The 23,705-nt window shown below is 47.5% G+C and carries 20 protein-coding genes and 8 pseudogenes; 26 read left to right on the top strand and 2 right to left on the bottom strand.

Annotated features, from left to right (window positions below; genetic code table 11):
- Window positions 1-77: 77 nt before the first annotated feature.
- Together D368_RS18230 and D368_RS18225 are read left to right on the top strand one after the other, a co-directional pair.
- Entirely contained in the window at window positions 78-632 is a 555-nt protein-coding gene (locus tag D368_RS18230; RefSeq protein WP_003153317.1) for an NUDIX hydrolase, read from the top strand.
- Complete coding sequence (locus D368_RS18225; RefSeq protein WP_062623513.1) at window positions 632-1,795, top strand: TIGR00375 family protein; 1,164 nt, start codon at window positions 632-634, stop codon at window positions 1,793-1,795. The genes D368_RS18230 and D368_RS18225 overlap by 1 nt, the downstream gene beginning before the upstream one ends.
- Before the next feature lie 10 nt (window positions 1,796-1,805).
- On the opposite strand, the pseudogene D368_RS18220 reads toward D368_RS18225, so the two are convergent.
- Window positions 1,806-2,158, bottom strand: a pseudogene (locus D368_RS18220) (helix-turn-helix domain-containing protein).
- 176 nt (window positions 2,159-2,334) lie between these two features.
- On the opposite strand from D368_RS18220, the pseudogene D368_RS18215 reads away from it, so the two are divergent.
- From D368_RS18215 to lysA, 24 genes and pseudogenes are all read left to right on the top strand, one after another.
- Window positions 2,335-3,323: pseudogene (locus D368_RS18215) on the top strand (type I asparaginase).
- A gap of 37 nt (window positions 3,324-3,360) precedes the next feature.
- Window positions 3,361-4,788 (top strand): aspartate ammonia-lyase, encoded by a 1,428-nt coding sequence (gene aspA / locus D368_RS18210; RefSeq protein ID WP_003153322.1) that lies wholly within the window; start codon window positions 3,361-3,363, stop codon window positions 4,786-4,788.
- 141 nt (window positions 4,789-4,929) lie between these two features.
- Window positions 4,930-6,335: pseudogene (nhaC, locus tag D368_RS18205) on the top strand (Na+/H+ antiporter NhaC).
- A 12-nt stretch (window positions 6,336-6,347) separates the two neighbouring features.
- Window positions 6,348-7,661, top strand: coding sequence for an NAD-dependent malic enzyme (locus tag D368_RS18200; RefSeq protein ID WP_070082058.1), 1,314 nt, complete (start codon window positions 6,348-6,350; stop codon window positions 7,659-7,661).
- Window positions 7,662-7,773: 112 nt separating this feature from the next.
- On the top strand, window positions 7,774-8,064 hold the full coding sequence (locus D368_RS18195; protein ID WP_003153325.1) for a hypothetical protein: 291 nt from the start codon (window positions 7,774-7,776) through the stop codon (window positions 8,062-8,064).
- Window positions 8,065-8,113: 49 nt separating this feature from the next.
- Window positions 8,114-8,263 (top strand): hypothetical protein, encoded by a 150-nt coding sequence (locus D368_RS20350; protein WP_486129296.1) that lies wholly within the window; start codon window positions 8,114-8,116, stop codon window positions 8,261-8,263.
- Window positions 8,264-8,421: 158 nt separating this feature from the next.
- Window positions 8,422-9,066 (top strand): stage II sporulation protein M, encoded by a 645-nt coding sequence (gene spoIIM / locus D368_RS18185; protein WP_007409404.1) that lies wholly within the window; start codon window positions 8,422-8,424, stop codon window positions 9,064-9,066.
- A gap of 112 nt (window positions 9,067-9,178) precedes the next feature.
- Entirely contained in the window at window positions 9,179-9,628 is a 450-nt protein-coding gene (gene fur, locus D368_RS18180; protein WP_003153330.1) for a ferric iron uptake transcriptional regulator, read from the top strand.
- A 114-nt stretch (window positions 9,629-9,742) separates the two neighbouring features.
- Window positions 9,743-9,970, top strand: a complete 228-nt coding sequence (locus tag D368_RS18175) for a YqzK family protein (protein ID WP_003153331.1) — start codon at window positions 9,743-9,745, stop codon at window positions 9,968-9,970.
- Between the two features lie 7 nt (window positions 9,971-9,977).
- On the top strand, window positions 9,978-10,868 hold the full coding sequence (xerD, locus tag D368_RS18170; RefSeq protein WP_012117897.1) for a site-specific tyrosine recombinase XerD: 891 nt from the start codon (window positions 9,978-9,980) through the stop codon (window positions 10,866-10,868).
- 168 nt (window positions 10,869-11,036) lie between these two features.
- Window positions 11,037-12,221, top strand: a complete 1,185-nt coding sequence (gene deoB / locus D368_RS18165) for a phosphopentomutase (RefSeq protein ID WP_071391665.1) — start codon at window positions 11,037-11,039, stop codon at window positions 12,219-12,221.
- Window positions 12,222-12,232: 11 nt separating this feature from the next.
- Window positions 12,233-13,051 (top strand): purine-nucleoside phosphorylase, encoded by an 819-nt coding sequence (locus D368_RS18160; protein ID WP_003153340.1) that lies wholly within the window; start codon window positions 12,233-12,235, stop codon window positions 13,049-13,051.
- A 135-nt stretch (window positions 13,052-13,186) separates the two neighbouring features.
- Window positions 13,187-14,355, top strand: a pseudogene (locus D368_RS18155) (D-alanyl-D-alanine carboxypeptidase family protein).
- 95 nt (window positions 14,356-14,450) lie between these two features.
- The gene (gene spoIIAA / locus D368_RS18150; protein WP_007409411.1) at window positions 14,451-14,804 is read left to right on the top strand and encodes an anti-sigma F factor antagonist; all 354 of its coding nucleotides are present in this window, start codon (window positions 14,451-14,453) and stop codon (window positions 14,802-14,804) included.
- Window positions 14,801-15,241 carry an anti-sigma F factor gene (spoIIAB, locus tag D368_RS18145; protein ID WP_003153347.1) on the top strand — a complete coding sequence of 147 codons (441 nt, stop codon included), beginning with the start codon at window positions 14,801-14,803 and terminating at the stop codon, window positions 15,239-15,241. The genes spoIIAA and spoIIAB overlap by 4 nt, the downstream gene beginning before the upstream one ends.
- An 11-nt stretch (window positions 15,242-15,252) precedes the next feature.
- Window positions 15,253-16,019 (top strand): annotated as a pseudogene (gene sigF / locus D368_RS18140) (RNA polymerase sporulation sigma factor SigF).
- A gap of 126 nt (window positions 16,020-16,145) precedes the next feature.
- Window positions 16,146-16,766, top strand: a complete 621-nt coding sequence (locus tag D368_RS18135; protein WP_070082055.1) for a stage V sporulation protein AA — start codon at window positions 16,146-16,148, stop codon at window positions 16,764-16,766.
- A pseudogene (locus tag D368_RS18130) lies at window positions 16,756-17,179 on the top strand (stage V sporulation protein AB). Before D368_RS18135 ends, D368_RS18130 begins: the two are co-directional and overlap by 11 nt.
- Before the next feature lie 111 nt (window positions 17,180-17,290).
- Window positions 17,291-17,643 (top strand): annotated as a pseudogene (spoVAC, locus tag D368_RS18125) (stage V sporulation protein AC).
- Between the two features lie 11 nt (window positions 17,644-17,654).
- Window positions 17,655-18,670: pseudogene (spoVAD, locus tag D368_RS18120) on the top strand (stage V sporulation protein AD).
- The gene (gene spoVAE / locus D368_RS18115; protein WP_007409415.1) at window positions 18,671-19,021 is read left to right on the top strand and encodes a stage V sporulation protein AE; all 351 of its coding nucleotides are present in this window, start codon (window positions 18,671-18,673) and stop codon (window positions 19,019-19,021) included.
- 3 nt (window positions 19,022-19,024) lie between these two features.
- A complete protein-coding gene (gene spoVAEA / locus D368_RS18110) occupies window positions 19,025-19,633 on the top strand; it encodes a stage V sporulation protein SpoVABEA (protein ID WP_101562240.1) in 609 nt (202 codons plus the stop codon).
- On the top strand, window positions 19,587-21,068 hold the full coding sequence (locus D368_RS18105) for a spore germination protein (protein WP_003153360.1): 1,482 nt from the start codon (window positions 19,587-19,589) through the stop codon (window positions 21,066-21,068). The genes spoVAEA and D368_RS18105 overlap by 47 nt, the downstream gene beginning before the upstream one ends.
- 124 nt (window positions 21,069-21,192) lie before the next feature.
- Complete coding sequence (lysA, locus tag D368_RS18100) at window positions 21,193-22,512, top strand: diaminopimelate decarboxylase (RefSeq protein WP_071391667.1); 1,320 nt, start codon at window positions 21,193-21,195, stop codon at window positions 22,510-22,512.
- A 44-nt stretch (window positions 22,513-22,556) separates the two neighbouring features.
- On the opposite strand, the gene D368_RS18095 is transcribed toward lysA, so the two are convergent.
- Entirely contained in the window at window positions 22,557-23,447 is an 891-nt protein-coding gene (locus tag D368_RS18095; RefSeq protein WP_128575028.1) for a DUF1002 domain-containing protein, read from the bottom strand.
- Window positions 23,448-23,705: the final 258 nt, after the last annotated feature.

Raw genomic sequence — 23,705 nt, 5'->3', positions numbered from 1 at the left:
CGAAAAGCACCTCCCTCTCATGCATGTATGATAAAATATATGAGGCATAATAGAGAGACAGAACGGGAGATGACATGATGAAACATTTAGAAGAAAAAACACTTGCGAAAAAAAAGCTGTATGACGGGAAAGTCATAGATCTTTACTTAGAGGATGTAGAGCTCCCGAACGGAAAAACAAGCAAGCGGGAAATCGTCAAACATCCGGGAGCAGTGGCCGTACTCGCGGTGACCGAAGAAGGAAAAATCATTTTGGTGAACCAGTTCAGAAAGCCGCTGGAACGGACAATCGTTGAAATTCCGGCCGGTAAGCTTGAAAAGGGGGAAGAGCCGGAACATACGGCGTTAAGAGAGCTCGAGGAAGAAACGGGATATACGGCGGAAACCTTGACGAAAATCACCGCTTTTTATACATCACCCGGGTTTGCTGATGAAATCGTGCATCTCTTTCTTGCGGAAGGGCTTTCGCCGCTGGAAGAAAAGCGCGAACTGGATGAGGATGAATTTGTCGAAGTCATGCAGGTCACGCTTGAAGAGGCCGTGAAGCTGATTGAATCCCGCAGGGTGTATGACGCAAAAACGGCGTACGCGATTCAGTATCTCCAGCTGAAAGAAGCGCTGAAGGAAAAATGATGAAAACCATCTATGCCGATCTGCATATTCATATCGGCCGCACCTATACGGGAAAACCGGTCAAAATCACCGGGGCCAAAACGTTGACGCTGCACCGGATTTTAGAAGAGGCCAGTGAGGGGAAGGGAATTGAACTATTGGGCATCATCGACTGCCATTCTCCGGAAGTCATAGAAGAAATTGAGCGCGGAATTGATGAAGGCAGATACCGTGAGCTGAAAGAAGGCGGCATCCGGTATCGGAATACGACGCTTCTATTGGGCAGTGAGCTTGAAATCTATGATCACACATGCCGCGGGCCGATTCACGTTCTCGTCTTTATGCCGTCTCTTGCCGAAATGAAGATGTTTTCTGAGTGGCTCGCAAAAAGGCTTAAAAATATCCATCTCAGTTCCCAGCGTATTTATGAAACCGGTTTGAATCTTCAAAGGAAAACAAAGCAATTGGGCGGGCTGTTTATTCCCGCCCATATGTTCACCCCGCATAAAAGCCTGTACGGAAAAGGGGTCATATCTTCTTTGACAGAAGTTTTCGACCCGGCGCTCATTGACGCGGCGGAACTCGGGTTAAGCTGCGACACCGACATGGCTTCGCGGGTAATGGAACTTGATCCGTATACATTTTTAACAAATTCTGATGCGCATTCCTTAGGAAAAATCGGCAGAGAATATAATGAAATGCTTCTTAAAGAAGCGAATTTCACGGAATTTTCGCTGGCTTTAAAAGGGAAGGACGGAAGAAAAATCACGGCGAATTACGGGCTGAACCCGAAGCTCGGGAAGTATTACCGGACGGCTTGCGACCGCTGCGGCAGCCCGGTTGAAAAAGGAGCTTCCGCCTGTCCGGAGTGCGGGGGGAAAACAATGACAAAAGGGGTCAGTGAACGGCTGGAGGAACTGAGCGGCCCGAAAAAAAGCCGCGTGCCGCGGCCGCCGTATATTCATCAAATCCCGCTGCAGTTCATTCCGGGGGTCGGGCCGAAAACGTTAGACAAACTGAAGCGGGCTTTCGGGACGGAGATGGCGATTCTTCATCAGGCGCAAGAAGAGGAATTGGCGCGTGTCGTCCAGCCTAAAATAGCGGCTGTCATTCATAAAGCGCGCACCGGGCAGCTCGTCCTTGAGGCCGGGGGCGGAGGGACGTACGGCAGAATCAAGCCGTAAAAGCCGGATTTTAGCGGAGCTCCTCCTGCACCTTCTTTTTCGTGCGGACAAACGCAATCAATTCGATGATTTCATCCTGATTCAGCGGCTGTCCGTCAACGGTCAGTGTGCCGCGGCCTTGTGCGGCGTTTGTTAATTCGATGGTCTGGGTAAACGGCTCCGCCTTTTTTTCAGTGCGCCCCAGTAAATCGTCGCACGTCGTGTCAAACAGATCGGCAAGCGTGCCCAGCGCCTCGAATGACGGACGCCGGTATCCTGATTCATACCCGGCGTACGTGCTTTTGGCGATGCCGAGACGGTCAGCCGTATATTGAAGAGACCAATTTTTCTTTTTCTCAGTTCAGTTAAACGATCTAAATTCATATTCAAAACCGCTCCTTTTCACTTGAGCAAATTATATCATATCGATATGCAAAAGTGTACGCGAATTGAATAATAATCACTTGATTAATTTCAATCGTCTGTCTATAATTTGATTAAAAGTATGCGAAAAGCGAATGCTTAACACATCTTGAGAAATGGATGAAGAGGTGCAGGGTATGAAAAAATTATTGCTGTTAACAACCGGAGGAACAATCGCCTCAGTCGAAGGAGAAAACGGGCTTGCACCCGGGGTGAAAGCAGACGAATTGTTAACCTACGTATCAAAACTTGATAACGATTACACGATGGAAACCCATTCGTTAATGAACATCGACAGCACAAATATGCAGCCTGAATACTGGGCCGAAATCGCAAATGCTGTCAAAGAAAAATATGACGCATATGACGGGTTCGTCATTACGCACGGGACAGACACAATGGCTTATACATCAGCGGCACTGTCTTATATGCTTCAGCATGCTGATAAACCGATCGTCATTACGGGTTCGCAAATCCCGATTACATTTCAAAAAACCGATGCCAAAAAAATATCACGGACGCGATCCGCTTCGCATGTGAAGGGGTGGGCGGCGTATACGTCGTATTTGACGGCAGAGTCATTCAAGGCACACGCGCCATTAAATTAAGAACGAAAAGCTATGATGCATTTGAGAGCATTAACTATCCGTATATCGCGTTTATTACCGAAAACGGAATTGAATACAACAAACAAGTGCACATGTCAAAAGACGATGCCTTTACGGTCAATACCTCACTTTGCACGGACGTGTGCCTGCTCAAGCTCCACCCGGGGCTGAAACCGGAAATGTTTGACGCATTAAAGGGCATGTACAAAGGGATCGTCATTGAAAGCTACGGCAGCGGCGGCGTGCCGTTTGAAGGAAGAGACATTCTCGCCAAAGTCAATGAAATGATTGAAAGCGGCATTGTCGTCGTCATTACGACACAATGTCTTGAAGAAGGAGAGGACATGAGCGTCTATGAAGTCGGCCGAAGAGTCAATCAAGATCTCATTATCCGCTCCAGAAATATGAACACGGAAGCCATCGTGCCGAAATTAATGTGGGCGCTCGGCCAGTCTCACAACTTGGCTGAAGTCAAAAACATTATGGAGACACCGATCGCAGACGACGTTGTACTGTAAAAACATGACTACCACAAAGAGAAAGTAGGGTTTTAGCATGACAAACGCGCAAAAAGAATATCGTCAGGAAAAAGATTTCCTCGGAGAAAAACAAATTGAAGCTGATGTGTATTACGGAATACAAACGCTGCGCGCGAAAGAAAACTTTCCGATTACCGGATACCGCATCCACGAAGAAATGATTAATGCGCTCGCCATCGTCAAAAAAGCGGCGGCGCTTGCCAATATGGATGTAAAACGGCTGTATGAAGGAATCGGAAATGCGATTGTCCAGGCCGCAGACGAGATTCTTGAGGGGAAATGGCATGACCAATTCATCGTCGATCCGATCCAAGGGGGAGCCGGAACGTCCATGAACATGAATGCCAACGAAGTAATCGGCAACAGAGCGCTTGAAATCATGGGGCATAAAAAAGGTGAATACATTCACCTCAGCCCGAACACACACGTCAACATGTCACAATCGACGAACGACGTGTTCCCGACGGCAATCCATATTTCCACCTTAAAACTTTTGGATAAGCTCCTTGATACGATGGCGCATATGCTGAGTGTCTTTAAGGATAAAGCGAAACAATTTGATTCTGTCATTAAAATGGGGCGCACACACCTTCAGGACGCTGTGCCGATCCGTCTCGGACAGGAATTTGAAGCATACAGCCGCGTGCTCGAGCGTGACATAAAGCGAATTAAACAATCCCGCCAGCATCTGTATGAAGTCAACATGGGGGCAACGGCCGTAGGGACGGGGCTTAACGCCGATCCGCGCTACATAGAACAGGTTGTAAAGCACCTGGCTGACATCAGCGGACTGCCGCTTGTCGGTGCCGGCCATTTGGTTGACGCCACACAAAACACTGATGCGTATACGGAAGTTTCAGCCGCGTTGAAAGTATGCATGATGAACATGTCTAAAATCGCCAACGATCTGCGCTTAATGGCTTCAGGCCCGCGCGCGGGACTTGCGGAAATTTCACTGCCCGCCCGTCAGCCGGGATCATCCATTATGCCAGGGAAAGTCAACCCTGTAATGGCAGAGCTGATCAACCAAATCGCCTTCCAGGTCATCGGGAATGACAATACGATCTGCCTCGCTTCAGAAGCGGGCCAGCTGGAGCTTAACGTAATGGAGCCGGTACTCGTATTTAACCTGCTTCAATCCATCAGCATCATGAATAACGGGTTCCGTTCATTTACCGATCATTGTCTGGCGGGAATTGAAGCCAACGAAAAACGTCTGAAGCAATACGTGGAAAAAAGCGTCGGCGTCATTACAGCGGTCAATCCGCACCTCGGCTATGAAGCGGCTGCGCGAATTGCCCGTGAAGCCATCATGACGGGGCAATCTGTAAGAGATCTCTGCCTTCAAAATGATGTACTGACAGAAGAAGAATTGGATATCATTTTGAATCCGTATGAAATGACAAAACCGGGGATTGCCGGAAAAGATCTATTAGAAAAATAAATTTTAAAGCAACAACAACCGCCTTTTCACGTTTTTCAGTGAATAGGCGGTTGCCATACAAAGGGATGAGGCAGTATAGTATAATTTGTTATATCATTTGATGAAAGCGTTTTAGCTTTTTTCTTCTAGGGGGATTTTCTTGTGAAAGAGGTCAGATTGCCAAATTTATTGGAAATTATTATCTTATTATTCGGGTTTTTAGCACTTGTCTTATCGTTCACAGTGTTTTTAGACCTGCCGATCCAGCTAGCTCTATTAATATCTTGGTTTTTCGCTATTATTCTCGGAGTCAGGCTGGGATATTCATATAAAGACTTGCAGTCCGCCATTGTCACCGGGATATCAAACGGTCTTGAAGCGGTGTTGATTCTCGTTTCGGTCGGTGCGCTCATCGGGACATGGATTGCCGGCGGCGTTGTGCCGACGTTAATTTATTATGGTTTAGAGTTTATTAATCCTCATATTTTCCTTCTGGCTACACTGGTTATCTGTTCCGTTATGTCCGTTGCGACCGGAACATCGTGGGGAACCGTGGGAACCGCGGGAATCGCCATGATTGCCATCGGAGAGGGAATGGGTATACCGCTTCCGATCGTAGCGGGAGCCGTTTTGTCCGGCGCTTACTTCGGAGACAAGCTTTCACCGCTGTCTGACAGTACGGTGCTTGCCTCCACGCTTTCTAAGGTGGATGTGCTGTCACACGTCAGAGCGATGATGTATCTGTCAATTCCGTCCTATATTATTACGGCCATTCTATTTACCGTAACGGGATTTATATACGGCGGAAAAATATTGATCTCGACAAAGTGGAATTTTTAAAATCTTCATTGCAGAAAACGTTTGACATTCATATATGGATGCTCATTCCGGCTGTTGTCGTCGTTGTCCTTCTGATTTTGAAAAAGCCGTCTATGCCCGTTATCGTCATCGGTGCTTTGCTTGGCGCAATCTGGGCTTCCGTCTTTCAGGGAATGAATTTTGCCGATGCCATTGCGACTGCTTATCATGGTTTTTCCATTAAAACGGACGTCGAATTTTTAAACGGCCTGTTAAACCGCGGAGGCATTACCGGTATGCTGGATACGTTAGTCGTTATCCTGTTCGGTCTCGGTTTTGGGGGAATTCTTGAGAAGCTCGGCGTATTAAAAGTGATTGTCTCAACTTTTGAGAAAAAGCTGACCACACCGGGAAATGTGACGCTTTCGACATTGATCGTCGCCCTTTTAGGAAACATTTTCGGCTGTGCGATGTACGTGTCATTGATTCTGACGCCGAAAATCATGGAGAACAGTTATGATAAACTGAAACTTGACAGAAGAGTTTTATCCCGGAACGCAGAGGTGGGCGGCACGCTTACTTCAGGGATGGTGCCGTGGTCTGATAACGGCATCTATATGGCCGGTATTCTCGGCGTATCCACATTTTCTTATCTGCCGTTCATGTGGCTCAGTTTTGTATCTATCGGACTGGCAATATTGTACGGATACACGGGGAAATTCATTTGGTACACGAAAGAAAAATCCTTGCAATCTCAAAAATTGGGTTAGGAGGTTCATTTCATGATTACAAAGCATATGATTCGGACGTTAATGATTGAAACGCCGACTGTTCCCGGAAATCTCGGAAAAGTGGCAACCGCCATCGGAGTAATGGGCGGAGATATTGGGGAAGTTGAAACCGTTAAAGTCGGCCCGAACTACACAATGCGCAACATCACGGTGCAGGCCGAAAATGAAGAGCAGCTGCAGGAAATCATTCAAGCCATTGAAGCTCTCGGTGAAGGCATCCGGCTTCATACAGTCTCAGATGAAGTGCTCTCTGCTCATGAAGGCGGCAAAATTCAAATGAAAAGCAAAATGCCGATCCGGACATTGGCTGAGCTTGGCCGTGTTTATACGCCGGGCGTCGCCGATGTGTGCCGACTGATTGAAAACGAGCCTGAAAAAGCGTCCATCTATACGACAATCAGCAATTCTGTCGCCATTGTCACCGACGGCACGGCGATTCTCGGCCTCGGCAATATCGGTTCTGTCGCGGGAATGCCTGTAATGGAAGGGAAAGCCGCGCTTTTTGACCAGCTGGCGGGTATCAGCGGAATTCCGATTTTGCTTGATACCTCTGATCCGGAAGAAATCATTCGCACGGTAAAACATATTTCTCCGGGGTTCAGCGGAATTCTGCTTGAAGATATCGGTTCGCCTCACTGCTTTGACATTGAAGACCGCCTGAAAGAAGAACTGGATATTCCGGTTATGCACGATGACCAGCACGGCACGGCGGTCGTCACGCTCGCCGCCGCCATTTCCGCTTGTAAAAGCGCCGGTCTTGATTTAAAAGAAGCGAAGGTCGGTCAGATCGGTCTAGGCGCGGCAGGCGTCGCCATCTGCCGCATGTTTATGGCATACGGAGTCAAAGCGGTCTGCGGAACGGACAAGTCAGAAGACGCAATGAACCGCCTCGCTCAGTACGGAGGTCAGCCGCTTGGAAGCATCAAAGATTTAATGGACACGTGTGACATTGTGATCAGCACCACCGGAGTTCCGGGTCTCATTAAAAAAGAGGATGTCAGAAAAGGACATGTCATTCTGGCCTTATCTAATCCGAAGCCGGAGATTGAACCGGAAGAGGCATTACAAGCCGGGGCCGCTTATGCAGCCGACGGCCGTTCGGTCAATAATGTTCTCGGCTTCCCGGGTATTTTCCGCGGCGCGCTGAACGCCAAAAGCAAGAAAATCGACCATGAAATGCTTGTGGCGGCCGCAGAAGCCATCGCCTCTTGCACAAAACACGGCGATCTCGTGCCTCAGCCTTTGGATGCGGACGTGCATCAGGCCGTATCAGCAGCCGTAGAACGGGCCGCGGCAGGAAAATAAACAACTCTTACAGTACCGGACATGTGCCGGTGCTGTTTTTTTATCATGAATAGGAAGCGGAATTCTTAGGCAGGCTAACAGATAGCAAAAGACGGAATAAAGAGGTGTCAATGTGGATTATTTTCCGCTGATCCATACAAATATTTGGGATGCTGTGATCGGCGTGCCGGTCGTCTTATGCGTTACACAGCTGATCAAAGTGTTCTGCCGGGTTCCGGGCATATTCGTTCCCACGATTGCCCTTGCTGCCGGAAATGTTGTGTCTATCGTTTTCGGTCACCATGAACACGTGTATGCGGGGATTTTTATGGGATTTTTTTACGGATACGCCGCCATGGGGAGCTATTCATCTGCCAAAACGTCTCTGCGCGCTTACCGGTCGAAACATGAGCCGTATTCATGAACACATCGGGATTTTTTTGTTATGATAAAGAAAAGGCAAAAAGGAGCGATTGGCACATGGCGAAAAGCAAAACGAAAAAATGCGGGAGCATCTCAGAAGAAACGGGATGCGTGACGCAGTCTTGTCAAGGGGGAAGGCGCCGTCTTTCAGCACCCATGAAAGAGTGACGAAAACCAAAAAGACAGGCTTGAAAGAATAAAGCATAAAAAAGGAACCCCTATGATCACCGGAGTGATGACGGGGGTTCTTTTTTTATGCCCGAATCTCGCGCCTTTCTATGATTTCTCTGTCATGTTTTCTCTTTTCTTTCATACAATCTACTAAATCAAGTCAATAGATTAGCGGGAGGAAAGCGGTATGAGAAAACAATCGTACAAAGAACTGTTTTTTCGCCATGTAAAGGATCATCTGTCACTTTATATATTTGTGTTCGTCTTGTTTTTGATGGGGGTCATTTTCGGGGCGATCATCGTCAACAGCATGACCATCACGCAGAAAGAAGATTTGTATTACTATTTAAGCAAGTTTTTCGGACAGCTGTCTGACGGGAAACATGCCGGCGCTTCAGAAATGTTTTGGCAGGCCGTCTTTCATGATGTAAAATATTTGGGGCTGATGTGGATCCTCGGTATTTCTGTGATCGGTCTTCCGGTTATTTTCATTATGGTGTTTTTAAAAGGAATCGTCGTCGGCTTCACGGTCGGTTTTTTAGTGAATCAAATGGGGATGAACGGGTTTTTCCTGTCATTTATTTCGGTTCTGCCGCAAAACATCGTTCTCATTCCGGCATATCTTATCATGGGGACATGCTCCATCGCTTTTTCACTGAAGCTGATCCGGCAGCTGTTTGTCAAACGCAGCCTTCATGACGCGCCGATCCAATGGTTCGGACGCTACGCCTTCGTACTGATTCTCATCGTTTTCTTCTCGGTCATCGCTTCACTGCTCGAAGCGTACGTGTCTCCGCTGTTTATGGAAAAGCTGTCTTCACGCATATTTTAGAATAATTATCACAAAATAATGCTTTTATTTATCAGTTTATAATAATTATAGTTGGAACTCTGCGCGTATTTTGTTATAATGAGTCATGGAATGCGGCGTAGGAGGGAAAGACATGGAAAACCGTATTGATCGAATTAAAAAGCAGCTGCACTCGTCAAGCTACAAGCTTACGCCACAGCGGGAAGCAACGGTAAGAGTGCTGCTTGAAAACGAAGAAGACCATTTAAGCGCAGAAGATGTATACCTCCTCGTAAAAGAGAAATCTCCTGAAATTGGTCTCGCTACAGTATACCGTACATTAGAATTATTAACAGAATTAAAAGTCGTTGATAAAATTAACTTCGGGGACGGCGTATCCCGCTACGACCTTCGCAAAGAAGGCGCGGCTCACTTTCATCACCATTTGGTGTGCATGGAGTGCGGAGCCGTCGATGAAATTGAAGAAGATCTGCTTGAAGACGTTGAAGAAGTGATTGAACGTGATTGGAAATTTAAAATTAAAGATCATAGATTGACTTTTCACGGAATCTGCCACCGCTGCCGCGGGGATGAAACAGAGTAAAAGCCTATGAACCTTTTCTGCCAGGAAAGGGTTTTTTGCTGTTTTTATGTATAAAAGCCCTTGAAATTGGCATAAGGTGTACTAACAGCCGCCAAAGAAAGGGTCGATCGAAAGATGGGCAGATTCCTGAAAACAGCCGCGGATACGATCAAAGTGTTTATTCTGTTCACAGGTTTTACCGCGCTGTTCTATTATGCTATGATATGGGTGAATTCAGAGTATGAAAACTATCATCGGTACGATAAACCGGAAGGCTCCGCCGTCAAAGTGGCCAAAACGGAACATGAGGAGAAAGACGGCTGGTTCGGCCGATTGATCTTTTTTTACCAAAACGGGGAGTAGATCAAGAGTGAAGGATCAAATTAAGGATTTCATCCATTATGTGAGGGTTGAAAGAGGGCTGTCCCAAAATACGATGATGTCCTATGAGCGTGATCTGAAAAGTTATTCTCTCTTCTTAACTGAAACCCTTCAGATCACTTCATGGAATGATGTGACCCGTCTTCATATTATTCAATATTTAAAGCATATAAAGGACTCCGGGAAATCCGGCAAGACGTCTGCCAGGCATTTGGCGTCGATCCGGTCTTTTCATCAATTTCTGTTAAGGGAAAAAGCCGCGGATAAAGATCCTTCGGTACATATTGAAACACAAAAAACAGAGCGGACGCTTCCGAAAGTATTGGCGCTTCACGAAGTTGAGCGGTTATTGGACACGCCTAAGCTTGACAGCCCGTTCGGTCTCAGGGATAAAGCCATGCTTGAACTGCTGTACGCAACCGGCATCAGGGTCAGCGAGATGATCGAGCTGAAATTATCCGACGTCCATTTGACGATGGGATTCGTCCGCTGCTTCGGAAAAGGGCGGAAAGAGCGGATTGTGCCGATTGGTGAAGCCGCTTCCCATGCGATAGAAGCATACATTGAAAAAGCCAGAGGGAAATTATTAAAGAAAAACGTAACCGAAGCGCTTTTTCTGAATCATCACGGCAGGCAGATCAGCCGTCAGGGATTCTGGAAAAACCTGAAAAAAATCGCCCTTGAAGCGGGGATTAAAAAAGAGCTGACACCGCACACGCTCCGGCACTCTTTTGCAACGCACCTGCTTGAAAACGGCGCGGATCTGCGCGCCGTGCAGGAGATGCTCGGACATGCCGATATTTCCACGACGCAAATTTATACGCATGTGACGAAAACAAGGCTGAAGGACGTGTACAAACAGTATCATCCGCGCGCTTAGGAGCCGCTGCCGGAGGGGCCGCGGCTTTTTTTGCCGGATTGGCGGAATACAGAGAAGGTTCTAATTATTTGAATCGGCATTGTCAACAAGAATGTAAACGGTTTATACTTGAGTTGTCTGACCTCTGTAAGCTACAATGGACAGATGGAAGAAAAGGAGGCTTTTATGATGTCTGAATACAAATATAACCGGGTATTTTTGATCGTAATGGATTCTGTCGGAATCGGTGAAGCGCCGGACGCCGCCGATTTTAATGATATAGGCGCAAATACGCTCGGACACATCGCAGAGCACATGAACGGCTTACATATGCCCCATATGGCGCAGCTCGGTCTCGGACTGATCGGAGACATTAAGGGCGTGGAAAAAACGGAGCACCCTCTTGCGTACTACGGAAAAATGCAGGAGGCGTCAAACGGGAAAGATACGATGACGGGGCACTGGGAGATTATGGGCCTCTACATTGAAAAACCGTTTAAAGTGTTCCCGGAAGGATTTCCGGATGAACTTCTTCGGGAACTTGAGCGGCGTTCAGGACGGAAAATCATCGGAAATAAGCCGGCTTCAGGCACGGCGATTCTGGACGAGCTCGGAAAAGAACATATGGAAACGGGTGCGCTGATCGTTTATACATCAGCAGATTCCGTGCTGCAGATTGCGGCTCACGAAGATGTCGTTCCGCTGGAAGAGCTGTACAGCATCTGTGAAACGGCCAGAGAACTGACGCTTGATCCGAAGTACATGGTCGGCCGGATTATCGCAAGACCGTTCGTCGGAGAACCGGGCAGCTTCAAACGCACGCCGAACCGTCATGATTATGCGCTCAAACCGTTCGGCCGCACGGTAATGAACGGAATGAAAGACAGCGGATTAGACGTCATTTCCATCGGCAAAATTTCTGATATTTATGACGGAGAAGGCATTACATCTTCCCGCCGCACGGTATCTAATATGGATGGCATGGACAAAGTGATTGAAACGCTCGGTGAAGAATTTACGGGCCTGAGCTTTGCCAACCTCGTTGATTTTGACGCGCTGTACGGACACCGCCGCGATCCGGAAGGGTACGGAAAAGCGCTTGAGGAATTCGACGCGAGGCTTCCGGAAGTGTTTGAAAAAATGAAAGAAGACGATCTGCTGATCATCACTGCGGATCACGGCAATGATCCTGTCCATCACGGCACGGATCACACGCGGGAGTATGTGCCGCTTCTTGTTTACAGCAAAAAGCACAAACACACTGAACAGCTGCCGCTTGCGGAAACATTTGCCGATATCGGCGCAACCATTGCGGATAATTTCAAAACGGAAAAGCCGGAATACGGAAAAAGCTTTTTATCAAGATTACAGTAGGGGGACTTTTTTTGAAACAAAAGATCGAACGTGCTGCTGCATTTATTAAAGAACACGTGAAAGAAACACCAAAGATCGGTCTGATTTTAGGATCAGGGCTCGGCGTATTGGCCGATGAAATTGAAGGAGCCGTCAAGCTTACATATGAAACGATCCCTGATTTTCCGGTCTCAACGGTAGAAGGCCATGCCGGCCAGCTTGTGATGGGAACGCTTGAAGGCGTGCAGGTCATCGCGATGCAGGGCCGCTTTCATTACTATGAAGGCTACTCGATGGATCAGGTCACATTTCCCGTCCGCGTGATGAAAGCGCTCGGCGTTGAATCTCTCGTCGTGACGAATGCAGCCGGCGGTATCAACACTGAATTCCGCGCCGGCGATCTGATGATTATTACAGACCATATCAACTTTACAGGCACCAACCCGTTAATCGGGCCGAACGAAGCTGAATTCGGAGCGAGATTCCCGGACATGTCAGAAGCCTATGACAAAGAGCTGTCAAGCTTGGCTGAAAAAACGGCCGATGAGCTGGGCATTCCTGTTCAAAAAGGTGTGTATACAGCTGTTACGGGGCCGTCTTACGAAACACCTGCTGAGGTTCGGTTTTTAAGAACGATGGGGTCTGACGCTGTCGGCATGTCGACCGTGCCGGAAGTCATCGTCGCCAACCACGCAGGGATGCGCGTGCTCGGCATCTCATGCATTTCCAACGCGGCGGCAGGTATTCTTGACCAGCCGTTATCCCATGAAGAAGTAATGGAAATGACGGAAAAAGTAAAAGGCGGCTTTTTGAAGCTTGTAAAAGCCGTAGTCGCACGATCTCAAAAATAAGTCAGCATAAGTCAGCTGTTTCTTCGGAAGCAGCTGTTTTTTTGTGCCCTCAACACGAAACATTTTCCAGATGAGGCGTATAAAACCACCGAATTTGGAAAAATAAAAAGGATTATGAAATGGAGGGCTTTGGAGATGAAACGTCTTATATCCACTTTGTTGATTGGCATTTTATTAACAGCATCAGCACCGTCTGCTTTTGCAAAGCCGGACGGAAAACATACATCGGAGCTCGCTCATGAAGCCAAAAGCGCCGTGCTGATTGAACGCGATACGGGAAGCATTCTTTATAACAAGAACAGCCGGGAGCGTCTGGCGCCGGCAAGCATGACAAAAATCATGACCATGCTTTTAATCATGGAAGCGCTTGACAAAGGGAAAATAAAGATGAGCGATAAAGTCAGGACGAGTGAACACGCCGCGTCCATGGGCGGATCACAGATTTTCCTTGAACCCGGAGAAGAAATGACGGTAAAAGAAATGCTCAAAGGAATTGCGATAGCTTCCGGAAATGACGCATCTGTCGCAATGGCGGAGTATATCGCCGGTTCAGAAGAGGATTTCGTCAGCCGGATGAACAAAAAAGCAAAAGAATTGGGATTGAAAGATACCTCCTTCAAAAACCCGACGGGACTGCCTGAAAAAGACCATTACAGCTCTGCTTATGACATGGCGAAAATGGCGAAGGAATTATTAAAGTACGATAAAATCACTCAATTTACGGGAACGTATGAGGATTATTTAAGAGAAAATACAGACAAAAAGTTCTGGCTTGTCAATACAAACCGGCTGATCAAATTTTATCCGGGTGTAGACGGCGTGAAGACGGGCTTTACAGGCGAAGCGAAGTATTGTTTAACCGCCACCGCAAAAAAAGGAAATATGAGGGTCATCGCTGTCGTTTTCGGAGCCAGCACCCCGAAAGAAAGAAATGCCCAAGTGACCAAAATGCTTGATTACGCCTTCAGCCAGTTCAAAACACACCCGCTGTACAAACGGAATCAAATCGTCGGAACGGTAAAAGTGAAAAAAGGAAAACAGAAACTGATCAAGCTGACCACATCTGAGCCGATCTCTCTTCTGGCCAAAAAGGGAGAGAACATGGACAAAGTAAAAAAGAAGTGAAAATCAACGGCAATGTAACGGCTCCGGTTAAAAAAGGAGAGGTGCTCGGCAGCCTCGTTCTGAAAAAAGACGGAAAGGTGCTCGTTGAAAGCCCGGTCACGGCAAAAGACGACATGGAAAAAGCGGGTTTTCTCACTTTTCTGAAGCGGACGATGGGAGATTGGACAAAATTTAAATAATCGTGGCGAACGGGCACTAGTTTTGTCATAGTGAAGGAATTGCTTTCCCAAAAATCGAAACACTCATTATCCGATCATATCAAGGAGGAATGAGCATGAGCCTTGGAATTGACTTTCATGTCAAAGAATCCGTGCTTTGTATTCGATTAACAGGTGAACTCGACCATCATACGGCAGAATCATTAAAACAAAAGGTTACTGAATCGCTGGAGGCTGACGGCATCCGTCACATTGTGCTGAACCTTGAAGATCTTACCTTCATGGACAGCTCCGGCCTCGGCGTGATTTTAGGGCGTTATAAACAAATTAAACAGCTCGGTGGAGAAATGGTCGTGTGCGCGATTTCGCCCGCGGTGAGACGCCTGTTTGACATGTCCGGCCTGTTTAAAATCATCAGGTTCGAACAATCGGAACAAAAAGCGCTTTTAACGTTGGGGGTGGCATCATGAAAAACGAAATGCATCTTGAATTTTCAGCCCTCAGTCAGAACGAATCGTTTGCGCGCGTAACAGTTGCTTCTTTTATCGCGCAGCTCGACCCGACGATGGATGAGCTGACGGAAATCAAGACCGTCGTATCAGAAGCGGTAACAAACGCAATCATCCACGGCTATGAAGAAAACTGCGACGGAAAGGTGTACATCTCCGTTACGCTGGAGGATCATGTCGTCTATCTGACCATACGTGATGAAGGCCTCGGGATCACGGATCTTGAGGAAGCTCGCCAGCCGCTCTTTACGACAAAACCCGAGCTTGAGCGCTCCGGTATGGGCTTTACCATTATGGAAAACTTCATGGATGATGTCACGATTGATTCTTCGCCGGAGATGGGAACGACGATACGCTTAACAAAACACCTATCAAAAAGCAAAGCGCTTTGTAATTAAGGAGATTTGTTATGGATGTGGAGGTTAAGAAAAACAGCAAAAACGCGCAGCTCAAGGACCATGAAGTCAAAGAATTAATCAAAAAGAGCCAAGAGGGCGACCAGCAGGCAAGAGACCTCCTCATAGAAAAAACATGCGTCTTGTGTGGTCCGTCGTTCAAAGGTTTTTAAACAGAGGCTATGAGCCGGACGATCTGTTTCAGATCGGCTGTATCGGATTATTAAAATCCGTTGATAAATTCGATTTGTCCTATGATGTCCGTTTTTCAACTTATGCCGTGCCGATGATTATCGGAGAAATCCAGCGCTTCATCCGCGATGACGGAACCGTCAAAGTATCAAGATCTTTAAAAGAGCTCGGCAATAAAATACGCCGGGCGAAAGATGAACTGTCAAAAACATACGGAAGAGTGCCGACCGTTCAGGAAATTGCGGATCATTTAGAAATTGATGCGGAGGATGTGGTGCTTGCGCAGGAAGCGGTGCGGGCGCCTTCATCCATTCATGAGACCGTGTATGAAAATGACGGAGACCCGATCACCCTGCTTGATCAGATCGCCGATCATTCAGAAGAGAAGTGGTTTGACAAAATCGCCCTCAAGGAAGCGATCAGTGATTTGGAAGAACGGGAAAAACTCATTGTCTATCTGAGATATTATAAAGATCAGACACAGTCGGAAGTAGCCGAACGGCTCGGGATTTCCCAAGTTCAGGTATCGAGGCTGGAGAAAAAAATATTAAAGCAGATTAAAGTGCAGATGGATCATACGGAAAGCTGACCTTTTACGGGCCGGCTTTTTTTATTTGTGCATCGGTGGTAATTTATGGTCTTTTGCCGCTGATGAATGAGAACAAAAGTGAACCGCATACTACATATATAACCACCCGAAAGATGGTGATGCAAGATGGAAAGACGAATATTTCTCAGACTTCGCCACCGCGTGAAGGCTCATACCGGAGATATCATCACAGTCGGCGACGCCGCGCAGATTGCGGGACAGCAAAAGCTGAAAAAAAAACTGTCGGCACTGCCGCTGTATAAGGTCACGAAAAAAGACAAAAATATCGTCGTGCTGGACATCATAAAAGTGCTGAAAACCATTCATACCGCTTTTCCCGCGCTTGATGTACAGACCGTCGGCGGCGCTGAAACGATAGTGGAAATCCATTACCAGAAAAAGCAGCTGTCAGCCGTTTTATTCGTCGGTGTCTGGCTCCTGCTTTTTATCGGTTCATGTCTTGCCATTATGAATTTTCATGAAGATGTCAGTATGAGAGAAGTTCATATCGCCTTATATGAAATCATAACGGGCGAACGGAATGAATACCCGTATCTGCTTCAGATTCCATACAGCATCGGCCTCGGTCTCGGTATGATCGTCTTTTTTAATCACATCTTCAAAAAACGCCTGAATGAAGAGCCAAGCCCGCTGGAAGTCGAGATGTTTAATTATCAGATTGATCTCGATCATTATGTCGCAATGCACGAAAATGAAGAGACGATGAAAGATCTGCATGATCGTTAGCATTCTTTTCGTTATATTTGTCGGGCTTGGCGGAGGGCTGACCGTGGGCGCGGGCTTTGTGGCTTTTTTAACCGTTATGGGAATCGTCCCCCGCCTTATGCAGCTGACAAAAACAATGCGCTTTGTACAGGCCTACGAAGGAGCTGTTATTTCAGGAGCTGTGTTCGGCGGCTGGGAAACCTTAAATATGAATCATTTTTTTATCTGAATGGCTGGCCGTTCCGGTCGGGCTTTTGGCCGGCATGTTTATCGGCATGCTGGCCGCAGCGCTTACAGAAGTGCTGAATGTGCTTCCCATTCTTGCCAAACGGATCGGCTTCGGCAGCAAAATCATCATATTGCTGATGGCCATTGTGTTCGGCAAAATAGCCGGCTCTTTATTTCATTGGCTGTATTTTATCCATCATTCATAAGGAGGAACCGACGTGACAAACTTAAAAGAAAATTACAAAACAAAAGTGAAAGACTATCAGCCGAAACCGCCATATGTTTGGAATTGCGTCAAAGCCTTTCTGATCGGCGGTTTGATCTGTCTGATCGGGCAGGCTCTTCAAGACTTTTACATCCACTTTTTAATTTTAATGAAAAAACAGCGGGCAACCCGACGGCCGCCACTCTTATTTTAATTTCCGCTCTTTTGACCGGATTCGGCATTTATGACAGACTCGGGCAGTTTGCCGGAGCGGGTTCAGCCGTGCCGGTGACGGGTTTTGCAAACAGTATGACAAGCGCGGCTCTGGAACACAGAAGTGAAGGACTCGTGCTCGGAGTAGCGACAAACATGTTTAAATTGGCGGGAAACGTCATTGTATTCGGCGTCGTGGCAGCCTATATCGTAGGCCTGATACGGTTTGCTTGTGAAAAACTGTTTTCGTAGGAGGAGAAAAAATGAAATTAACCGGAAAGCAAACCTGGGTGTTTGAAAACCCGTTATTTGTAAATGCGGCGGGGACGGCAGCCGGACCGAAAGAAAAAGACGGCCCGCTCGGTTCGCTGTTTGATAAGACATACGATGAAATGCATTGCAATCAGAAAAACTGGGAAATGGCGGAACGTCAGTTAATGGAAGATGCCATCAACTCAGCTTTGCAAAACAGAATTTGAAAAAGAGCGATATTGATTTGTTACTCGCGGGGGATCTTTTAAATCAAAATGTGACCGCCAACTACGTCGCCAGACATCTGAAAATTCCGTTCCTCTGTCTGTTCGGCGCCTGTTCGACATCAATGGAAACGATTGCCGTCGCATCCGCGCTCATTGACGGCGGTTTTGCGAACCGGGCGATCGCAGCCACGAGCAGCCATAACGCGACGGCAGAACGGCAATTCCGCAATCCGACGGAATATGGCGGGCAAAAACCGGATACCGCCACTTCAACGGTCACGGGGGGCGGGGCGGTCATCATCAGCCAAAACCCTTCTGATATCAAGATTACAAGCGCAACAGTGGGAAAAGTAAGCGACCTCGGGATTACGGACCCGTTCGATATGGGATCCGCCATGGCGCCCGCTGCCGCCGACACAATCAAACAGCACCTTCAGGACTTAAACCGCACGGCGGATGATTATGATCTGATTTTAACGGGAGACCTTTCAGGCGTCGGCTCGCCGATCGTGAAAGATTTGCTCAAAGAAGAAGGCTATCCCGCCGGAACGAAACACGATGACTGCGGTCTTCTCATCTATACGCCGGACCAGCAGGTGTTTGCGGGCGGAAGCGGCTGCGCCTGCTCCGCGCTTGTTACGTACACACATATTTTTAATCAATTAAAATCAGGGGCTCTGAACAGGGTGCTCGTTGTCGCGACAGGAGCGCTTTTAAGTCCGACAATGATCCAGCAGAAGGAAACCATTCCGACCATCGCGCACGGTGTGGTATTTGAGCGGGCGGGGGGTGCATCATAAATGGAATATCTGTTGGCTTTTGTTTGCGGGGGAATCATATGCATTATCGGTCAGCTGCTGCTTGACATTTTTAAACTGACACCCGCCCATGTGATGACAACTTTTGTCGTCATCGGCGCCTTGTTGGATGGGTTCGGAATATATGACAAATTTATCGAATTCGCAGGTGCGGGCGCGACGGTTCCCATCGTCAGCTTCGGTCACAGCTTATTGCACGGCGCCATGCATCAAGCTCACGAGCATGGATTTATCGGGATCGCCATGGGGATTTTTGAACTTACTTCCGCCGGTATATCTTCAGCGATTTTATTCGCATTTCTTGTAGCCGTTATTTTTAAACCGAAAGGATAATGCCTGATGACGAAACGGAAGGTCATTCTTGTGACAGACGGGGACGTATACGCCGCCAAAACAATTGAATATGCCGCGGAAAAAGCAGGCGGACGGTGTATTTCCCAATCAAAGGGCAATCCGTCAACCAGAAGCGGCCCCGAACTTGTTCAGCTGATTAAAGCCGCGCCGAATGACCCGGTGTTTGTCATGTTTGACGATTCAGGCCTGCAAGGGGAAGGGCCGGGTGAAACGGCGCTGAAATATGTCGCCTCACATCAGGACATTGAAGTGCTGGGGGTGATTGCGGTCGCTTCTAAGACCCATCAGGCTGAATGGACGAAAGTCGATGTCTCCATTGACCGTGATGGAGAAGTGACGGAGTACGGCGTGGATAAAACCGGAATGAGAGAAATGGACGAGCACAGAATGAACGGAGATACGGTGTATTGTCTGGATAATTTGGACGTTCCCCTCATTGTGGGCATCGGCGACATAGGAAAGATGGGGAGAAAAGATGACATATCCAAAGGCTCGCCGATTACGATGAAGGCGGTCGAATTCATTTTAGAAAGGAGCGAAAGCCATGCCGGAAAAACCGGAAAATATGATCAAGGTATACCGGGATCCTAGAAAAAATGAACAATTTTTTAAAGACCGCGTCGGTATGGGAACGAGCTATGATGTCGGCGTCCGCAAAGTTCGAGTATTAGACCGGGAAGTCCAGATTTACTTTGTCAACGGATTAACCGATACTTTGTTTATCATTCATTTAATGGAACAGCTCGTCGACGTCAATAATTATGACGAGAATGCGGATGAAGCGATTGACGTTGTTGAAAACAGGCTTGTCAATCAGCAGGTTCAAAAAGTCAAAACGCTCGACGAAGCAACAGATCAAGTGCTTTCCGGACTTGTGGCCGTTATCGTTGAAGACGCGGGCTTCGCCTTTATCGTTGACGTCAGAAGTTACCCCGGACGCACACCGGAAGAACCGGATACGGAAAAGGTCGTCCGCGGGGCAAGAGACGGTTTTATCGAAAATATCGTTATTAATACAGCATTGATCAGAAGACGAATCAGGGACGAAAGGCTCCGCGTCAAAATTACGAAAGTCGGCGAGCGCTCTAAGACCGATCTTGCCATTGTGTATATAGAAGACATCGCAGATCCGGACCTTGTCAGCATCGTCGAAAACGAAGTGAATGCGATTGACATTGACGGATTGACGATGTCTGATAAAACGGTGGAAGAATTCATCGTCAAACAGGGCTACAACCCGTTTCCGATGGTCAGATATACGGAGCGGCCGGATGTGGCCGCCAATCACATTTTGGAAGGGCACGTCATCATTGTCGTTGATACGTCACCGAGCGTGATCATAACGCCGACAACGATTTTTCACCATGTTCAGCATGCGGAAGAATACAGGCAGGCGCCTTCAGTGGGAACATTTTTAAGATGGATCAGGTTCTTCGGTATTATCGCTTCAACGGTTCTGCTTCCGATCTGGTTCCTCTTTGTTCTTGAACCGTCTCTTCTGCCTGAAAGATTGGATTTTATCGGTTTAAATAAAAATACGCACATCCCGATCATTCTGCAAATCTTTTTGGCCGATTTGGGGATTGAGTTTCTCAGGATGGCCGCGATCCATACGCCGACCGCTTTATCCACCGCCATGGGTCTGATTGCGGCGGTGCTGATCGGTCAAATCGCCATAGCGGTAGGGCTGTTTTCAGCAGAAGTGATTCTGTACGTATCGATCGCCGCCATCGGATCATTTACCACACCGAGCTATGAGCTCAGCCTCGCCAATAAAATGATACGCCTCATCTTAATGGTGCTCGTGGCCATTTTCCAAGTGAAAGGCTTTGTGATAGGCTTTACATTGCTGCTGATCATAATGGCGAATATCCGCTCGTTTCATACGCCGTATTTATGGCCATTTTTACCTTTTAACGGCAAGGCGCTGTGGCAGGTGCTCGTCCGGACGACAGTGCCGGGAGCGAAAGTCAGACCGAGCATTGTTCACCCGAAAGACCGTCAAAGACAGCCAAGCGGTTCATAATCGCATTGAAACCGACAGAAGATTATGATATTGTATGTCTTAACTTATACGGGACTTGTATAAGGACAGCTCAAAAGAAGCTGTCCTTTTCACCCATAGGCGGATCAGAAAGAGGGAATGAGCATTGTTCTTACATGGCACAAGCAGACAAAACAAACTAGGTCATTTGGAAATCGGAGGTGTGGACGCGCTGTATTTAGCGGAGCATTACGGCACGCCTCTTTATGTTTACGATGTGGCTTTAATACGTGAGCGCGCTAAAAGCTTTAAACAGGCATTCATTGACGCGGATTTAAAGGCACAGGTCGCGTACGCGAGCAAGGCGTTTTCTTCCGTTGCGATGATACAGCTCGCTGAGCAGGAGGGGCTCTCATTGGACGTTGTATCCGGCGGAGAGCTGTTCACGGCGGTTGCGGCTGGTTTTCCGGCTGACAGGATTCATTTTCACGGCAACAACAAAAGCAAAGAAGAGTTAAAAATGGCGCTCGATCATCAAATCGGCTGCATCGTCGTTGATAATTTTTATGAAATATCCTTACTCGCGGAACTGTGCCGCAAATCAGGGCGCACAATGGATGTGCTTCTGCGGATCACTCCGGGGGTAGAGGCGCATACGCATGATTATATTACGACGGGGCAGGAAGATTCCAAATTCGGTTTTGATCTGCATAACGGGCAAATAGAAAAGGCGATTGAACAAGTATTGCAGTCAGACCATATCCGCCTTCTCGGCGTTCACTGCCACATCGGATCGCAAATTTTTGATACGGCGGGCTTTGTGCTGGCCGCAGAAAAAATCTTCGCAAAACTGAATGAATGGAGAGAATCATTCGGCTTTGTCTCTGAAGTGCTGAATTTAGGGGGCGGCTTCGGCATCCGCTACACGGAAGAGGATGAACCCCTTCATCCCGCCGTTTATGTGGGAAAAATTATCGAAGCGGTAAAAGAAAACGCAGCGCTGCACGCTTTTGACATTCCGGAGATCTGGATTGAACCGGGACGCTCGCTCGTCGGAGACGCCGGAACGACGCTTTATACCATCGGTTCGCAAAAAGAAGTGCCCGGCACCCGTAAATATGCAGCGGTTGACGGGGGCATGAGCGATAATATCCGTCCTGCGCTGTATCAGGCGAAATATGAAGCCGTATCGGCAAACAGAATCGGAGAACATCACGACAAAACGGTATCCATCGCGGGTAAGTGCTGTGAAAGCGGGGATATGCTCATTTGGGATATAGACCTTCCGGAAGTGAAAGAAGGGGATCTTCTCGCCGTTTTCTGCACGGGAGCGTACGGATACAGCATGGCTAACAACTACAACCGCATTCCGCGTCCCGCCGTCGTTTTTGTGGAAGACGGCGAAGCGCATCTTGTCATTAGAAGAGAAACTTATGAAGACATTGTAAAACTGGATCTGCCGTTTAAGACGGGGGTCAAACAATAAATAAAAAAGAGACCGGAACAATGGCGTCCGGTCTCTTTTTGCGTTCAGCTGTCAGAACTTGATCCGCTGTCTCCTGTAAATACAGACACGATCGCATTCCAAATCGAAGCGAAGAAATCAATAACTTTTTGAACAAAGCTTTTGCCTTCATCGGATTGAATGAACTTCGTGATTTTGTCTTTTGCCTTATCGAGCTGGCTGCCGACTTGGCCCCAATCAATTTTTGCATTTTTCATTTTATTAAACAATGAAACGAGCTGGTCTTTTTGAGCGTCAGTCAGTGTAATGTTAAGGTTTGAAGCCGCATCATCGACCTTTTTCTCGATTCCTTCTTTTGTATCGGGCACACCGTTTTTCGCGAAATCATCTTTAATGTTTGCGATAAGTGCGGAGGCGTTTTTATCCCCGATTTTATCCCCGAGATTTGAAGTGGTGACAAGCTCTTGGTTGGCGACCTGTTTTACATCTTCTGAAATTGCTTTGTCTGATGAGACTTCATATGCCTTGATGATTCCCGTTAATGCTGCGGTGCCTGATACCTCAAACGGCGCCGTCACGTATACTTTCGCATCTTTCACTCCTGCTGTCATCAGGGCGTTTAAGTACATTTCATCCGTAATGGAATCGATATTATGGGTCTTAACGTCAAGCCCGGACCCTTTCTTTGCCACCGTGATCGATGACGAAGAGATGGCTCTTGTGCCGATTTGGGCGTTCGATATATATTTTCCCAAATATTCATGTTCTTCTTTATTTGTGACCGTCACTTTTGTCGCGTTATCAGGGACATTTAATTCGTCAAGCACTTTCTGACGGTTTTCGTTTGACAGATCCGCCCCCAGTGTGACGATGACATCTCCGACTGCGGCATCAGCCAGGCTGATTTTCGGTATTGTGCACAATACAACGGCCGCCGCCAGCAATCCAATCCACATTTTTTCAAAGCGGTTAACCTCCTTCTTTTCACAAATGCCGTTTTGAAGCGGTTTGTGAGGACCTGCGTGAAGCAGTTCCGATACATAGACGGCTGTGAAGCTGTTCTGGTTTCATTTTCTTTCTGCGGAAGCGGGGAGATTCGTTTTCCGGCTGAAGGTGTGGTATAATAGCCGCGAAAAGAAGAGCAGAGGCCTCTTCCTTCAAAAGAATATCAAAAAGAAAGCCGGCTTACAATTGAAATTCATATTGAAGAAGGC

Origin of the sequence: Paenibacillus lentimorbus NRRL B-30488, assembly GCF_000411595.1 — a bacterium.
GTDB lineage: Bacteria > Bacillota > Bacilli > Bacillales > Bacillaceae > Bacillus > Bacillus velezensis.
Note: the sequence above shows the minus strand (reverse complement) of the source record. Positions and strands in the feature narration are given on the sequence as shown.

What these genes read in the sequence shown, in the direction of transcription:
- D368_RS18230 (WP_003153317.1), top strand. Translation starts at nt 78, where the DNA reads ATGAAACATTTAGAAGAAAAAACACTTGCGAAAAAAAAGCTGTATGAC.
- D368_RS18225 (WP_062623513.1), top strand. Translation starts at nt 632, where the DNA reads ATGAAAACCATCTATGCCGATCTGCATATTCATATCGGCCGCACCTAT.
- aspA (WP_003153322.1), top strand. Translation starts at nt 3,361, where the DNA reads ATGACAAACGCGCAAAAAGAATATCGTCAGGAAAAAGATTTCCTCGGA.
- D368_RS18200 (WP_070082058.1), top strand. Translation starts at nt 6,348, where the DNA reads ATGATTACAAAGCATATGATTCGGACGTTAATGATTGAAACGCCGACT.
- spoIIM (WP_007409404.1), top strand. Translation starts at nt 8,422, where the DNA reads ATGAGAAAACAATCGTACAAAGAACTGTTTTTTCGCCATGTAAAGGAT.
- fur (WP_003153330.1), top strand. Translation starts at nt 9,179, where the DNA reads ATGGAAAACCGTATTGATCGAATTAAAAAGCAGCTGCACTCGTCAAGC.
- D368_RS18175 (WP_003153331.1), top strand. Translation starts at nt 9,743, where the DNA reads ATGGGCAGATTCCTGAAAACAGCCGCGGATACGATCAAAGTGTTTATT.
- deoB (WP_071391665.1), top strand. Translation starts at nt 11,037, where the DNA reads ATGTCTGAATACAAATATAACCGGGTATTTTTGATCGTAATGGATTCT.
- spoIIAA (WP_007409411.1), top strand. Translation starts at nt 14,451, where the DNA reads ATGAGCCTTGGAATTGACTTTCATGTCAAAGAATCCGTGCTTTGTATT.
- spoIIAB (WP_003153347.1), top strand. Translation starts at nt 14,801, where the DNA reads ATGAAAAACGAAATGCATCTTGAATTTTCAGCCCTCAGTCAGAACGAA.
- D368_RS18135 (WP_070082055.1), top strand. Translation starts at nt 16,146, where the DNA reads ATGGAAAGACGAATATTTCTCAGACTTCGCCACCGCGTGAAGGCTCAT.
- spoVAE (WP_007409415.1), top strand. Translation starts at nt 18,671, where the DNA reads ATGGAATATCTGTTGGCTTTTGTTTGCGGGGGAATCATATGCATTATC.
- D368_RS18105 (WP_003153360.1), top strand. Translation starts at nt 19,587, where the DNA reads ATGCCGGAAAAACCGGAAAATATGATCAAGGTATACCGGGATCCTAGA.
- D368_RS18095 (WP_128575028.1), bottom strand. Translation starts at nt 23,447, where the DNA reads ATGTGGATTGGATTGCTGGCGGCGGCCGTTGTATTGTGCACAATACCG.